General features: G+C 42.8%; 14 protein-coding genes. 12 read left to right on the top strand and 2 right to left on the bottom strand.

Features of this window, described 5'->3' with window-relative positions; genetic code table 11:
* The first annotated feature begins 222 nt into the window (after positions 1-222).
* Complete coding sequence (locus ACSLBF_RS18185) at positions 223-417, top strand: (2Fe-2S)-binding protein (protein WP_440056807.1); 195 nt, start codon at positions 223-225, stop codon at positions 415-417.
* 108 nt (positions 418-525) lie between these two features.
* On the opposite strand, the gene bfr (ACSLBF_RS18180) is transcribed toward ACSLBF_RS18185, so the two are convergent.
* Both bfr (ACSLBF_RS18180) and bfr (ACSLBF_RS18175) read right to left on the bottom strand, forming a co-directional pair.
* Entirely contained in the window at positions 526-990 is a 465-nt protein-coding gene (gene bfr / locus ACSLBF_RS18180; protein ID WP_440056806.1) for a bacterioferritin, read from the bottom strand.
* 13 nt (positions 991-1,003) lie between these two features.
* Positions 1,004-1,471 (bottom strand): bacterioferritin, encoded by a 468-nt coding sequence (gene bfr / locus ACSLBF_RS18175; RefSeq protein ID WP_440056805.1) that lies wholly within the window; start codon positions 1,469-1,471, stop codon positions 1,004-1,006.
* 210 nt (positions 1,472-1,681) lie between these two features.
* On the opposite strand from bfr (ACSLBF_RS18175), the gene ACSLBF_RS18170 reads away from it, so the two are divergent.
* The 11 genes from ACSLBF_RS18170 (at position 1,682) to ACSLBF_RS18120 (ending at position 13,709) form a co-directional block, all read left to right on the top strand.
* Entirely contained in the window at positions 1,682-2,017 is a 336-nt protein-coding gene (locus ACSLBF_RS18170; RefSeq protein WP_440056804.1) for a hypothetical protein, read from the top strand.
* 615 nt (positions 2,018-2,632) lie between these two features.
* Entirely contained in the window at positions 2,633-3,772 is a 1,140-nt protein-coding gene (locus ACSLBF_RS18165; RefSeq protein ID WP_440056803.1) for an efflux RND transporter periplasmic adaptor subunit, read from the top strand.
* Positions 3,773-3,781: 9 nt separating this feature from the next.
* Complete coding sequence (locus ACSLBF_RS18160) at positions 3,782-6,946, top strand: efflux RND transporter permease subunit (protein WP_440056802.1); 3,165 nt, start codon at positions 3,782-3,784, stop codon at positions 6,944-6,946.
* Between the two features lie 55 nt (positions 6,947-7,001).
* Positions 7,002-7,883 (top strand): cation diffusion facilitator family transporter, encoded by an 882-nt coding sequence (locus ACSLBF_RS18155; protein WP_440056801.1) that lies wholly within the window; start codon positions 7,002-7,004, stop codon positions 7,881-7,883.
* A gap of 76 nt (positions 7,884-7,959) precedes the next feature.
* On the top strand, positions 7,960-9,318 hold the full coding sequence (locus ACSLBF_RS18150) for a DNA-3-methyladenine glycosylase 2 family protein (RefSeq protein ID WP_440057039.1): 1,359 nt from the start codon (positions 7,960-7,962) through the stop codon (positions 9,316-9,318).
* Positions 9,312-9,776 (top strand): methylated-DNA--[protein]-cysteine S-methyltransferase, encoded by a 465-nt coding sequence (locus tag ACSLBF_RS18145; RefSeq protein WP_440057038.1) that lies wholly within the window; start codon positions 9,312-9,314, stop codon positions 9,774-9,776. The genes ACSLBF_RS18150 and ACSLBF_RS18145 overlap by 7 nt, the downstream gene beginning before the upstream one ends.
* 11 nt (positions 9,777-9,787) lie before the next feature.
* Complete coding sequence (locus ACSLBF_RS18140; protein WP_440056800.1) at positions 9,788-10,579, top strand: amino acid ABC transporter substrate-binding protein; 792 nt, start codon at positions 9,788-9,790, stop codon at positions 10,577-10,579.
* Positions 10,580-10,715: 136 nt separating this feature from the next.
* The gene (locus tag ACSLBF_RS18135; RefSeq protein WP_440056799.1) at positions 10,716-11,069 is read left to right on the top strand and encodes a hypothetical protein; all 354 of its coding nucleotides are present in this window, start codon (positions 10,716-10,718) and stop codon (positions 11,067-11,069) included.
* Between the two features lie 82 nt (positions 11,070-11,151).
* Positions 11,152-11,415: a hypothetical protein gene (locus tag ACSLBF_RS18130; RefSeq protein WP_440056798.1), complete on the top strand. Its 264-nt coding sequence runs from the start codon at positions 11,152-11,154 to the stop codon at positions 11,413-11,415.
* A 100-nt stretch (positions 11,416-11,515) separates the two neighbouring features.
* A complete protein-coding gene (locus tag ACSLBF_RS18125) occupies positions 11,516-12,100 on the top strand; it encodes a thymidine kinase (protein ID WP_440056797.1) in 585 nt (194 codons plus the stop codon).
* A 205-nt stretch (positions 12,101-12,305) separates the two neighbouring features.
* Positions 12,306-13,709: a hybrid sensor histidine kinase/response regulator gene (locus ACSLBF_RS18120; RefSeq protein ID WP_440056795.1), complete on the top strand. Its 1,404-nt coding sequence runs from the start codon at positions 12,306-12,308 to the stop codon at positions 13,707-13,709.
* The last annotated feature ends 265 nt before the right edge of the window (positions 13,710-13,974 follow it).

Genomic DNA, 13,974 nt, shown 5'->3' with positions numbered 1-13,974 from the left:
CTCCGTTGGTAGGGTAAAACAGCCTAATTCACTGGCATATATTACACGAAAGTTAGGCTATAAATCCTGCGACCGCAGCTACAGCTCGGTTGTGCAGTGATGGTGGTCATTGATATCCGCATATACAAATAAGAATGGTTTTTATTCATTTTGTTGTTGATAACAATTTTTGTTTAGATTAAACTTACTCGTAGTTAATCGAATTGATATTGGTTTTCATTTATGTACATTTGCATCTGCCACGGTGTAACCGACAAACACATTAAAGAAAGTATTGATAATGGGGCTCGCTCTATGCGGGAACTCAGTCAGGAACTTTCTGTAGGTAAGCAGTGTGGAAAATGTTGTAATTGTACAAAGAAAATTTTAAACGAGCGACTGATTGAAATCGTCGATGTGACTGAACAGGTTGCTTGATCATTATCTTAAGCAAAAACCTGAAAATCCTATGACTTAAAAAGGGCATTCCGCCCTTTTTTAATATCCAGAATCCGGGACTCTGGATTTATTTTCAATATGCTGGTATCACATTTGCGACTGTAAGTAGTTTTCGATGCCTATCAACTTGATTTGTTGCTGTTGGGTTTCCAGCCAATCAATTTGTTCTTCCTGTTCACATTGTATTTTGCTTAATGCTTCGCGACTGATGTAATCCTGCTTATCTTCACAGATCTTAATCGCATCCTGTAAATCGACCAGTGATGTTTGCTCAAAGCTCATGTTACAGGCAATCATTTCTTCGCTATTTTCGCCGATACGCAAACGGCCAAGATCTTGCAAATTTGGTAAGCCCTCAAGAAACAATATGCGTTCTATCAGACGGTCCGCGTTCTTCATTTTCTGAATAGACACTTTGTAGTCGGCTTTATCCAGTTGACTGAAGCCAAAATCTTTGAACATTCTGGCATGTAAAAAATACTGGTTGATCCCGACAAGTTCATTAGCTAGCACTTTATTTAGCGCCACAATAACGTTTTTATCCCCTTTCATTCTTTTACGTTCCTTATAGTTGTGATTGCACGTAATTAGGTGCGCCAATTAAATCGATCAGTCTGATCTGTTGCTCAAGCCAATACACATGGTCTTCTTCGGTGTCGAATAATAGTTTTTCTAACACTTCACGAGATTGATAGTCTTGTTCTTCTTCACAGATTTTGATTGCTGCTTTGACGCTATCAACTACTTCTAATTCCAGTGTTAGGTCATTTTGCATCATTGATTTTACGTCTTGTCCAATTAGTAAATCACGACGGTTAGACATGTTTGGCACGCCTTCTAAAAACAGAATGCGTTTAATTAGCCAGTCTGCATGAGTGGTTTCTTCTTCTCGTTCATGTTCAAGACGTTCATATAGTTTGGTCATGCCCCAATCTTCATACATACGAGAATGAATAAAATACTGGTCGATAGCTGCAAGCTCGTTGGCTAATAAAGTATTAAATGCATCAATGACGCGTTGTTTGCCTTGCATGTTATTTCCTTGAAGAAATTATTTTCCGTCAGTGTAAAGATTTACCCGTTCAAGTCAACAAAATTCTATATAAAACAATATGTTAAATATTGATTATGATTCGCATTTCAATTGCGTTTATAGCTAATGCTTACAGCTAGCGACATGGTGCGTTGACAGCAAAATTAAAAGTGTTAGATTACCTAGGTTATTTTTGTTCCGGAGTTGGGTTTGAATAGGCTATTTATCATCATCGCCATGTTGATTTGCACATCGCAAGTGGTGAGCCTTTTTACGGCCTTGCAAGACTTTCATCAAATTGATGCTCAGCACTTGAGTACACAACACCAACACTCCGACGATCACACTATAAACAAAGACACCCATAGCTCTGAAGACTGCCATCATTGCGGTCACTGTAGTGGTACTCATCTTAACCTTGCTTTGCTGAAGGCGGACGAAGCACCCGTTTCGGATAGTCAAGGCGAGCATTACTTAGAGCCTCAGAAGAAGCGCTTGCTGCGAGTCGAAAGCCACCACCGTCCTCCAATTCATTTATTTGGATAGTCCGCCAACTCGGCAATTTTAACTATTACTGCGCGTGCTTTGTTCAGCTTTGAATCAACCTCAAGGCTGACAATAACGGAATTATACCAATCCGCTTAACTAAGTGGTCTATTTTGAAGCAAGAAAACCTTGTCGATAGTTCCGCTCTCGCGTCCTGCTACCGCTAAGGTACCTACATCCATGTAGGCAAGGCAAAAATTTCGTTATTTAGTTGTTCTAAATGAGAAATTTTTAACGCAGCGATCGTCAGGTTTAATCTTTCAAAATGATTAAGTGTTATTGCGGATTGGTATTAGCATCGTTGCTCGAGTTTAAGCGTCTGTCCACTTCCTCATCAAATACATCGTTAATATTAATTTGATTTTGATCTGCCGTTTATTGGCGTCGAACTTGTTGTTAATGCGCTGTCATTTCAACTGCGGTTTGTCCCAAAAATGGTATGTCATGATTGGCAATTTACAAGGTTAATACCAATTCACTTAATGAAATGATCTACTTTGAGGCAAGAAAAGCTTGTCGATAGCACCGCTCTCGCGTCTTGCTAACGTCAGGTTTGGTTCCTCAAAATGAGTAACTATTAATATTGGTATAAGTTGCCTTATACGGAAGCTTATAATGAATACAAAATTAAACTTAGTCTCGTTATTGTTTTTATCGTCACTGTTGTTGAATCAGGCTAATGCTGGGGCGAATCATGAGCATGAACAGCATGAACAGCATGAACAGCATGAACAGCATGAACAAAACGAAGGCATACAGCTCACAGCTGACCAACGTCAAGTTGCAGGTATTGAAGTGGTTCAGCTATTGCCTAAACCGCTCAAACAAACCATTTCGGCTCCGGCTGAAGTTAAAGCAAACGGTTACACTAGTTACGTTGTATCACCTCGCATTGATTCAGTTATTTTACAGCGACATACTATTTTGGGTGAAACGGTGGCAGTTGGTCAGCCATTAGTCACGCTTTATAGTGAAGTGATGGCAAAAGCGCAATCTGATTATTTGCTAAGTTATAGCGAATGGCAAAGAGTAAAAAAACTGTCTCGACAGGCGGTAAGTGCTAAAGAAAAACATACCGCACAGAATCAATATGATTCAGCTTATGCCCAGTTATTGGCGTATGGGCTAACTGAAAATGCGATTGAGCAGATTCAACAAAAGACACGTGCTGAATTGGGACAATATACACTGACAGCGCAGCGTGCAGGAGTGATCATAAGAGATGACTTTGCTCAAGGTCAATTGCTCACCATTGGCAGTCGTGTGATGGAAATTTCTGATGAATCAAAGCTTTGGGTTGAAGCCAGTGTGCAGCCAGAACTGGAGTACGATTTTACCACTGATCCCATCGCAACAGTGGTGATCGAACAGCAAACCTATCCTGCCACAGTGATCCAAAAGGCACACACTATCGATCCGGTGACACGAACAAGAACCATCCGGTTACTGGTTGACAATACTCATGACCAACTACACGCGGGAATGTTTGTTACCGTAAAGTTTAACGTGCCTAATGCTACTCCCGTTATGGCATTACCTGAGCAAGCTTTGAGCCTCAATGCAGCTGGTAACTGGCAGGTTTTTGTCGAATATCAACCAAATTTGTTTATGCCAAGACCAGTAGAACGCGGACAGCGTTATGGCGACTTGGTTGAAATAACTGGAATTGAGCCCGGCAGTAAAGTCGCTATAGCTGGTGCTTTCTTTATTGCTTCACAACAAGCCAAGGGTAGCTTTGACCCGCACAATCACTAGGAGATGACTATGCTTAATCAACTCATCGACTGGTCGCTGCGTCAACGCCTACTAGTCGTTATTATTTTGCTAGTGGTGGTTGCTGCTGCCGTGGCAATGATCCCTAAACTGAATTTGGATGCGTTTCCAGATGTGACAAATGTCCAAGTCTCGGTAAACACTCAAGCGCCGGGCTTGGCAGCGGAAGAAGTTGAACAATTAATCACTTACCCCATTGAAGCGGTGATGTACGCGTTACCAGATGTTGAACAAGTGCGTTCAATTTCTAAAACGGGTCTATCCGGTGTGACGATTGTATTCAAAGAAGGTACAAATATTTACTTTGCTCGGCAGCTTGTTTTTGAACGTTTGCAAGCGGCGAAATCATTAATCCCTAACGGCGTGGGAACACCAGAAATGGGGCCGAATACTTCAGGATTGGGCCAAGTGTATCAATATCGTCTGGTAGCTGCGCCAAATAGTGATTATGACGCCATGGCATTGCGCAGCTTAAATGATTGGGTGGTTAAGTTACTGATTATGCCCATTGACGGAGTGACAGATGTGTTGTCGTTTGGTGGTAGTGTCCGTCAGTATCAAGTGAATGTGGACCCAAATAAGTTACTTGCTTATGGGCTCACGCAGCAACAAGTAACTTCTGCCATTGAATCAAATAACCTCAACGCAGGTGGATGGTATTTGCAGCGGGGACAAGAACAGTTGGTGATCAGAGGAACTGGGTGGTTTCAAAGTGGTGAACGCGGTGTGGATGAAATATCGGCGGTACCAGTAAAAACCATTGATGGTCGGGTGATCACCGTTGCTGAAGTGGCACAGGTGCAAATTGGGGAAGAAATTCGCCAAGGCGCAGTAACACTGTCGTTGCGAGGCAATGATGGTAAAACACAACAACTTGGTGAGGTGGTGACTGGCATTGTACTTAAACGGATTGGCGCGAATACTAAAGCAACGATTGACGGGTTAAAAAAAAGAATGACTTTGATAAATCAAGCGTTACCAGACGGAGTTACCTTTCAACCTTTTTACGATCAGGCGGACTTAATTGAACAAGCCGTAATGACGGTGGTGCAAGCGTTGGCACTGGCCTTCTTGCTTATTATATTGATTGTCATACTTTTTTTGTTAAATCTGACTGCTACCTTATTGGTGCTATTATCAATTCCTCTTGCGATTACAATTGCGTTAATGGTGATGTCGATGGTTGGTATTTCAGCCAATCTAATGTCTCTAGGCGGCCTTGCTGTTGCCATCGGAATGTTGGTTGATGGCTCGGTGGTAATGGTAGAGAACATTGTAAAGTCGTTATCGGCAACACAATCAACAGCAGAACAACAATCGCGGTACAGCCAAATTGAATCTACAACACAGCGTATCTCTGCTGCGTGTAAAGAAGTTGCTAAACCCGTGTTTTTTGCTTCAAGTATTATTTTATTGGTATTCACTCCGTTATTCAGCTTTGAAGGGGTAGAAGCCAAACTATTTCAACCTATGGCTTTGAGCATCATGCTGGCAGTGATTGCGGCAATGATGGTGACGTTTATCGTCGTACCAGCACTTGCGGTGATACTTTTCAAAAGAGGGATTACACCACGACAAAATCCTTGGTTGTTAGCCATTAGCACTCACTATGAAGGGGTTTTAAATTGGCTGCTTGGTCATCGCAAATGGGTTATTTGCAGCGCGCTGATGTTAACGATCGGGGCTGGAAGTTTGTTAGATAAAATAGGTACTGAGTTTGTTCCTGAGTTAGAAGAAGGGACAATCAACTTACGAGTCACATTAGCACCCTCAGCAAGCTTGGATACGGCTTTGACCGTGGCGCCTAAATTGGAATCCTTGTTGTTAGAATTTCCAGAAGTGACCTATGCGTTAAGTCGCATTGGCAGAGCTGAAATCGGCGGGGATCCTGAACCTGTCAATAACATTGAAATATATATTGGTTTAAAACCAGTCGCCGAATGGCAATCAGCAGATAATCGCAAGGCTCTACAGCAGCTGATGGAACAGAAACTCGCGGTGTATCCTGGACTATTACTTAACTTCTCTCAACCGATAGCAACTCGAGTAGATGAATTATTATCAGGTGTTAAAGCCCAGCTGGCGATCAAACTGTTCGGTAAAGACTTAGACGTGTTGGCAAAAAAGAGTCAAGAAATCGCGGCTGTGGTTCAACAAGTTGCCGGCACGACAGCGGTGCAAGCTGAACAGATTGCAGGTGAATTACAATTACTGGTTAAACCAAAACGCGAGGTTCTGTCTCGCTATGGATTGTCTGTCGCCGAAGTGATGGAAGTTGTCAGCGCAGGCGTTGGCGGCGAAATCGCTGGACAAATTATCAATGGTAACGAGCGGGTGGACATTTACGTCCGTTTAGCCAACTCCTATCGCAACAATCAATCAGCAATTGAAGACATTCGCATTCAATCTCAAACTGGGGCTTGGCTGCGACTTGGTGACGTTGCTGACGTTTCTTATCAGACGGGACCGCCACAGATAAGGCGGGACGACGTACAGCGGCGGGTAGTGATCCAAGCAAACGTACAAGGGCGAGATATGGGCAGTGTGGTTGCTGAAATAGAGTCTCGAATTGCGGCTGAGGTAAACTTGCCCGCTGGATATGGCATTGAAATTGGAGGCCAATTTGAGAGCCAACTTCGTGCTCAGAAACGGCTTCTGTTTGTTGTTCCCGCGGCTTTATTTCTTATTACTTTATTACTCTACTTGGCCTTTTCATCAGTAAAACAAGTGTTACTAATTTTAGTGAATATTCCACTTGCTATTGTCGGTGGTGTGTTGTCTTTATATCTTAGTGGTCAATACTTGTCGGTGCCAAGCGCAGTTGGATTTATCACGCTGTTTGGTGTTGCGGTGTTAAATGGCGTGGTGTTGGTTGAAAGCATTAATCAACGCATTGCTCAGGGTCAAAAGATGCAGCAAGCTGTCATTTCTGGCGCTAGTTCTCGACTGCGCCCAGTGCTAATTACTGCGCTGACTTCCGCACTTGGACTTATTCCTATGCTGTTGGCCACAGGTGTCGGCGCAGAAATCCAAAAACCGCTGGCAAGTGTGATTGTGGGTGGTTTATTTACTTCAACGCTATTAACCTTATTGATATTACCGAGCTTGTATCCACTTTTTGCACCGCAAACAGTAAGGCCGTCTAAAGTGGCGTAGGTAACCGATAAATAGAGCGGGTAAATGAGCCCGCTCAGTTTTGCGAGGATAGCATATGTCCCATGCACATCATCACCATGATAATCGGCTTGGGTGGGCTGTATTTATCAATATATTACTCAGTCTAGCGCAGGTGATTGGCGGACTGTTGTCGGGCAGTCTTTCGTTAGTTGCTGATGCGTTGCACAACCTCAGTGATGCCGGCGCATTAATCATTGCACTGTTAGCCCAAAAAATTGCCAAAAAGCCAGCGTCACAAGAGTTAACTTACGGCTATCAACGAGCCGAAATTATAGGAGCGCTGATCAACAGCGCGACTTTAATAATCATTGGTTTCTATTTGCTTTTCGAAGCCGTATCGAGGTTTATTACGCCGCAACCAATAGATGGTTGGATTGTCGTATGGCTGGCCGGATTGGCTCTAGTGATTGACTTGCTAACAGCACTCATTACCTATTCTGCGGGGGCGAAATCCAGTATCAATATCCGTGCCGCGTTTATTCATAATGTGTCGGATGCGTTAGCCTCTGTTGCAGTAATGATTGCTGGCACATTGATCATTTTATACCAGTGGTACATTGTCGATTTGATAGCAACGGTGCTGATATCAGCTTATGTGATCTATCATGGTATGGCGTTGAGTAAGAGTAGTATTCAAATACTGATGCAAGCGACACCAGAACAACTGGACCTAATGGAAATCAAGCATGCTGTAGAGCAATTGGAGAATGTCGATGAAATGGTACACATGCATATTTGGCAGCTCAATGAACATGATTTTATTTTTGAAGCGCAAGTAAAAGTACATGATATTTCCTTGCACTTGACACTAGCAAAGGTGAAAGCGCTATTAGCGAGTCGTTTTGATTTACACCATACAACGATTGAAATAAGCGAAGATGTGTCTTCTCCTGCAGCTTGCGTTGATCTAACTTAACGTTGAGTGCCAAAAGTGGCCAGTTGCTTAACAAAAATAAGGTAAGCTTGGGTTAACTTAGTTAGGAAATGTTGTGATGTATAGTCCTTTGGTGTGTGCTCAGGCGCGTAATAGTCGTGATGCAAGGTTCGATGGTTTGTTTTTTGTTGCGGTCAAAAGTACAGGTATTTATTGTCGACCAATTTGTCCTGCACCAGCTGCAAAAGAGTGTAACGTTGAGTACTTCCAGTTTGCGCATAATGCAGCAGATGCAGGATATCGCCCTTGCATTCGTTGTCGGCCTGACAGTGCGCCGGGGAGCTATGCATGGCTTGGCACCGAAACTACCGCGGTTAGGGCTAAAAAGCTGATTGACGAAGGGATATTGTTACAATGGTCAACAAGTGACTTGGCAGAAAAACTCGGCATTTCTGTGCGCTATCTAAATCAACTGTTTAGCCGTTACTTTGGAATATCTCCTAAGCAATATGCGCTTTATAAACAGTGTGATTTAGCAAAACAATTGTTACAGCAAACCCAACTGCCAGTGACAGAGGTTGCATTTGCGTCTGGGTTTAATTCTTTGCGCCGCTTCAACGATGCATTTTTGAAACTATACCAGCTCAGCCCGAGTGAATTACGCAGTGAGAGCAAGGCTTCAACCGCGCTGTCTCTCTATCTGCAATACAGACCACCTTACAACTGGACGGCGATGCAAGCCTTTTTACAAGCGAGAGTGGTACCTGAACTGGAGTGGGTAAATGACACGAGCTATGGCCGTAACATCATGTTGGATGGTGCTAAAGGAAGCTTTATTGCATCTATTCAGCCATCGAAAAATCGCTTTCAAGTCAGTATCGAAGTGGATGATCTAAAAGTGCTACCCAAAGTAATAGGGCAAATACGGCGCGTGCTAGATTTGGATGCCGATACTCAATTCATTGAGCAGCACTTGCAGCAATATGCTCCAGCTCTACCACTCAAAGAAGGGTTACGTTTGCCCGGAATTTGGAGTGAATTTGAAGCTGGGATAAGAGCAATTTTGGGTCAGCAGATTAGCGTAACAGCGGCAAGAAACTTACTGACCCTGCTAGTAGAAAAACTCGGAACTCCGATATCAAGCGGGGGATACTTATTTCCTACACCAGAACAAATCGCACAGAATGAGCTAGCTTTTTTTAAAATGCCGGAGCGACGAAAACAAGCAATTCGGTCGTTTTCTCAATTGTATGTGGAGCAAGCGGATGTCGAGTTTTCAAAGTGGTTAACCATCAAAGGCATTGGCCCTTGGACCGTGGACTACGCAAAAATGCGCGGCATGAGCCACCCAGATATTTACCTTGGTGGCGATCTAGGTGTGAAAAAAGCACTTGATAAAAGTCAACAAGTTATCGACATCGAGCAATGTGCTCCATTTCGCTCTTATTTAACTTTTCAGCTATGGCAACAATTATGATCGAATCTACTATGACCTCGCCTATTGGCGATATTATTATCCAAGCCTCAGATAACGGACTGAGTTATGTCGGGTTTTATCCTATTCAGCGATTTTCAAAGGCGACTAACCAACACATTCGATCGGCAAAATTGCAGCTTTTGGAGTACTTTAAAGGCGAGCGTAAACAATTTGAACTAGAGTTAGATGTTAAGGGCACGGTGTTCCAGCGTGATGTTTGGAGAGTGTTAGCGCAAGTGCCTTTTGGCGTTACCTGTTCGTACAGTTGGGTTGCACAGCAGCTTGAAAAACCAAAAGCGGTAAGGGCGGTAGGTGCTGCAAACGGTAAAAATCCAATCAGTATCATCGTACCGTGTCACCGCATCATCGGTGCCAATGGCAAGCTGACAGGTTACGCGGGAGGACTAGAGGCAAAGGAATGGCTGCTTAGTCATGAGGGGATCAGCATTACACAGTAGGTGCCACAACAATGGTTTGGGACTTAATTAAAGCCGCCACTTTATTCTTTTTGTTGAGTGTTCAAGCCAGTTTGGCTGCAACTGAAATTCGCTTTTGCTATGAAGACAAACACGCACCACCGTTTGTTCACCATTCCAGTATGAATATCCCCCAAGATAACCCAGGGTTGAGTATTGAACTCGTTCAGCTGCTTAACAAACAACTCATAAATGCACGGTTTGTGTTTATTCGTAAACCTTGGCAGCGTTGCCTAAACGACTTAAAACATGGCGATGTTGATGTCGTGATTGCCAGCCACTTGGTCGCCCGAGAAGCTTATATGGTGTTTCCGATGACAAGTGATGCGGTTGTTGACGAAAGCCTAGCGGTAAATAAAATCGCTACTTGTTTGTTAAAACACAAAGATAAGTTGTTCTTGGATGTGAGTGCTGACATACCTGCCACCGTTGCATTACCTAGAGGGTATGCAGCAAAGGAGCGATTATCGAAAGAATTTAAGGTTCTCGAAACCGACTCGTTTAAAGAAGCGACGGCATTAGTCGATAGAAAACTCGTTGATGCGACTATTGGATTGTGTCAGATTGATAACACCAAAGTGCAGTTACTCCCACCATTTGACAAACTTAAAGCGTCCTATCCTCCTTTGGACATTACCTATGGATATTTGGCTTTTTCAAAAGCATTTTATGATGCTAATCCCTTGTTGGCTGCAGAATTATGGAAGCTCAGTGAGGCTGTTGATATGGATGAGTTATACCTTAACTATCAGCGCAAACAACCTGTCTCTGAACAGGTTAAGTAAGCACTATTGCTAAACTAACTTTTGTTCCTGTAATATAACCAATGGAGCTAAAGCTCTAGTCAGGATGCTAGATGCTAAACGGTGCTAAGTTTAGTCATGAGTAATCCGCATCTCCTGTAATGTGCCAAGGAAGCTTATGTTTGATTTAAAACTTTATAATTTCGTTCGTGTTTTATCACTTTTGTGCTTTGTTTCAATAGCTTGGAAGCATTGGGACGTGAGCATTTTAGGCTTAACTTATATGTTGCTGCCTTATATCCTTATTTTTGTGTTAGCAACCAAAAAAACTTATTGCTCTAGAATAAGAATAAGCTGTCGTACTGTTGGTGCGGTTGCCGTTTCACTTGTTTCAATCGGATTGGTGATTGAAGTAGGCTCTGATCCTCAAGCGTCGATAGGGATGATGTATGCCGTTGCAATGCAATATGGTGTCCTGTTCATCTCTGAAGCGATTATCGGTTTGGTGACCTACCCAGAAAGTAACCCCTAAACATACACATCAATGCGGAAGTTTGTGTATAGCCTACTTTACCCCTGTGACGGTGATTCTATTATTAGGAAAGTGAACATTTATGAGTGTATTTAGTGACCCAGAAAACTGGGCAATGTATGCAGCCAAAACCAAGTTTCGTTTGGCTATTATGATAGTGGGGCACTTTGTTTTATTGTCTCTTGGACTTTGGGAATTATATGAATTGTCAAAGGGGTCTGTAGAAATTACCTACGGTGAGTTTGTAAGAGCAAGTAGCTTGATAGTTATTTTTGGTGCTGTGTATCCAAGCTTGTATCTATATTGTATCCATCGCATGTTAAAGGGCACAAAGCATAGCACTTAAGCGAATAATCGAGATGAGTTACTGGCAATTTGCATTCACGCTCCCGCTTTAATTCAAGTTAGGGTAAACTAGGGCGAAGTTTTAGTATTGTATAACGGTTATGGCGCAACTCTATTTCTACTACTCTGCAATGAATGCAGGAAAATCAACCACACTTTTACAATCTGCTTTTAACTATCGAGAACGCGGCATGCAACCGTTAATCCTGACCGCGGCGATTGATGACCGTGCTGGGGTTGGTAAAGTTGCTTCTCGAATTGGCTTGGAAGCAGAAGCACAAGTGTATGAAAATAAAACTGATATTGTAGAACTGGTGTTACAGACACACAAAGCCAAAAAAGTAGATTGTATACTGGTAGATGAATGTCAATTTTTAACCAAACAACAAGTTGCTCAATTGACCGACATCGTGGATGAGTATCATATTCCAGTGTTGTGCTACGGACTTAGAACGGATTTTCGTGGTGAGTTATTCGAAGGTGCACAGTATTTACTGGCCTGGGCTGACAAACTGATTGAGCTTAAAACCATATGCCACTGTGGCCGCAAGGCGAACCGCGTACTTAGGACTGATGAACACGGTCGTGCCATTGCCGATGGTGATCAGGTGGTGATTGGTGGTAACGATCGCTATGTTTCCTTGTGTCGAAGTCATTACAAACAAGCACTAAAGCAAGTGTTGTAAACAGTCACTGGTGATCCACGTTAAAACACAATCAACTTGAGAGAATAAACCGTTGCTAGCGGTGAAATCGACGCAGTTATCTCGTTTTGATATAGGTTACTTAGTTACAGTACCTTGCTATTAAAGGCGTTCGAAACGCCTTTAATTTGGTTGTTTGTGATTTTTGTACCAAGCTTATGGGATTGAAAAGTTATGATGTACTTCCATGAGCAAGAAGCCTTCTCCTCTTTCGTTCTTAAGTCCAGATAGAGAACCCACAGAACTTCACTCTCAAGAGTTTCAACCTTGGCTCGTCTTAGTTGTTGATGACGAACCGCAAGTCCACGAGGTAACCGCGCTAGTGTTGAGTAGTTATCGGTTTGAATCCCGACCGATCAAACTCCTTCATGCCTACAGTAAAGCTGAAACAATGCAAGTTATGCAGCAGTTTGACTCTATCGCGTTGGTATTGCTCGATGTCATTATGGAAAATGAGAATTCGGGATTTGAGTGCGTACAGTTTATTCGTGAAGAACTGCGCAATGAGCACGTCAGAATTGTGTTGCGAACGGGACAGTCTGGCGACATTCCTGAGCATGAACTGATGCTTAAATACGATATTAACGACTACAAAGCCAAAACAGACCTCACCAAAGCGAGGTTGTTTACAACATTGACAGCCGCGCTCAGATCGTATCGCGATATCATCAAACTGGAACAGCTTACAAAACAATTACAAGCGCAAAATGGGCAACTCGAATTACAGCTTCAACAGGGCAGTGCTGCGTTAGCAAAATCAAACAGCGAGTTACATCAAGCCACGGCGCGGATTGAGCAGCAGCAAAACGCACTACAACAATCGGAAAAGTTGGCTTCGGTCGGTGAGTTAGCCGCAGGGATTGCACATCAAATCGGAGATCCACTCGGTTACTTAAAAGGTAATCTAGAGTTTGTGCAGGCGACCCTAGCAAAATTTTTAAAGACTTGGCAAACACTGAACAATCACCCTGAATATTTGGCTGCACAGCGGTCATTGTTAGAGGAGTTAGAGCAGCAATATCAAATTGGCTGGTCGTTAAGTGAAAGTGATGATGTGATAGCGGAAATGCGCACAGGGCTTGAGCGTATTCAATATATTATCAAAGAACTGAATATGTTTTTTATCGGTTCTCAAAACAAGATACAGCAAGTTAAATTTACAGAAGAGATCTTACAACCTGTGCTCACGAACCTAGAGTTTGAAGGTGTAAGCCTCAAGGATCTGAACTGTGAAAACAGCAACGCTATAGAACTACATTGTGCACCGATATTGATGCAGCATGCTATTTACTGTGTATTGAGAAATGCGATTGAAAGTCGGCAACCAGAAAAAGCACAAGTCAATTTGCAAGCAACCGTCAATGAACCGAATTTGATAATCATGGTTATCGACAGTGGTCATGGTATCAGCCACAAGCATCTCGCACGTATTTTTGAACCTTTCTTTACTACAAAACCGCCCTCTAAACATTGCGGCTTGGGATTAGCCATGGTGTCAAATATCTTAAAAATCCATGGCGGCGACATCGAAGTGGAGTCAACGTCTGGCCGCGGTACCAAAGTCACTCTTCATATTCCTTTGCAAACCTGATCTTTGTCGCATATCGGTAAGGTAAAAAAACCGTTTCACCCAATATCTACAGATTATACCAATCTGCTTAACTAAGAGGTCCATTTTGAAGCAAGAAAACCTTGTTGATAGTTCCGCTCTCGCGTCCTGCTACCGCTAAGGTACCTACATCCATGCAGGCAAGGCAAAAATTTCGTTATTTAGTTGTTCTAAATGAGAAATTTTTAACGCAGCTATCGTCAGGTTTAATCTTTCAAAATGATTAAGTGTTATTGCGGATGAGTAT

This window comes from Pseudoalteromonas sp. T1lg65 (assembly GCF_051930985.1).
GTDB lineage: Bacteria > Pseudomonadota > Gammaproteobacteria > Enterobacterales > Alteromonadaceae > Pseudoalteromonas.
This window is presented reverse-complemented; position numbering and strand designations above follow the sequence as displayed.

Excerpts from the sequence above, each read along its gene's own strand:
- ACSLBF_RS18120 (WP_440056795.1), top strand. The coding sequence starts at position 12,306 with ATGAGCAAGAAGCCTTCTCCTCTTTCGTTCTTAAGTCCAGATAGAGAA.
- ACSLBF_RS18185 (WP_440056807.1), top strand. The coding sequence starts at position 223 with ATGTACATTTGCATCTGCCACGGTGTAACCGACAAACACATTAAAGAA.
- ACSLBF_RS18165 (WP_440056803.1), top strand. The coding sequence starts at position 2,633 with ATGAATACAAAATTAAACTTAGTCTCGTTATTGTTTTTATCGTCACTG.
- ACSLBF_RS18160 (WP_440056802.1), top strand. The coding sequence starts at position 3,782 with ATGCTTAATCAACTCATCGACTGGTCGCTGCGTCAACGCCTACTAGTC.
- ACSLBF_RS18155 (WP_440056801.1), top strand. The coding sequence starts at position 7,002 with ATGTCCCATGCACATCATCACCATGATAATCGGCTTGGGTGGGCTGTA.
- ACSLBF_RS18130 (WP_440056798.1), top strand. The coding sequence starts at position 11,152 with ATGAGTGTATTTAGTGACCCAGAAAACTGGGCAATGTATGCAGCCAAA.
- ACSLBF_RS18125 (WP_440056797.1), top strand. The coding sequence starts at position 11,516 with ATGGCGCAACTCTATTTCTACTACTCTGCAATGAATGCAGGAAAATCA.
- ACSLBF_RS18135 (WP_440056799.1), top strand. The coding sequence starts at position 10,716 with ATGTTTGATTTAAAACTTTATAATTTCGTTCGTGTTTTATCACTTTTG.
- bfr (WP_440056805.1), bottom strand. The coding sequence starts at position 1,471 with ATGCAAGGCAAACAACGCGTCATTGATGCATTTAATACTTTATTAGCC.
- bfr (WP_440056806.1), bottom strand. The coding sequence starts at position 990 with ATGAAAGGGGATAAAAACGTTATTGTGGCGCTAAATAAAGTGCTAGCT.
- ACSLBF_RS18150 (WP_440057039.1), top strand. The coding sequence starts at position 7,960 with ATGTATAGTCCTTTGGTGTGTGCTCAGGCGCGTAATAGTCGTGATGCA.
- ACSLBF_RS18140 (WP_440056800.1), top strand. The coding sequence starts at position 9,788 with ATGGTTTGGGACTTAATTAAAGCCGCCACTTTATTCTTTTTGTTGAGT.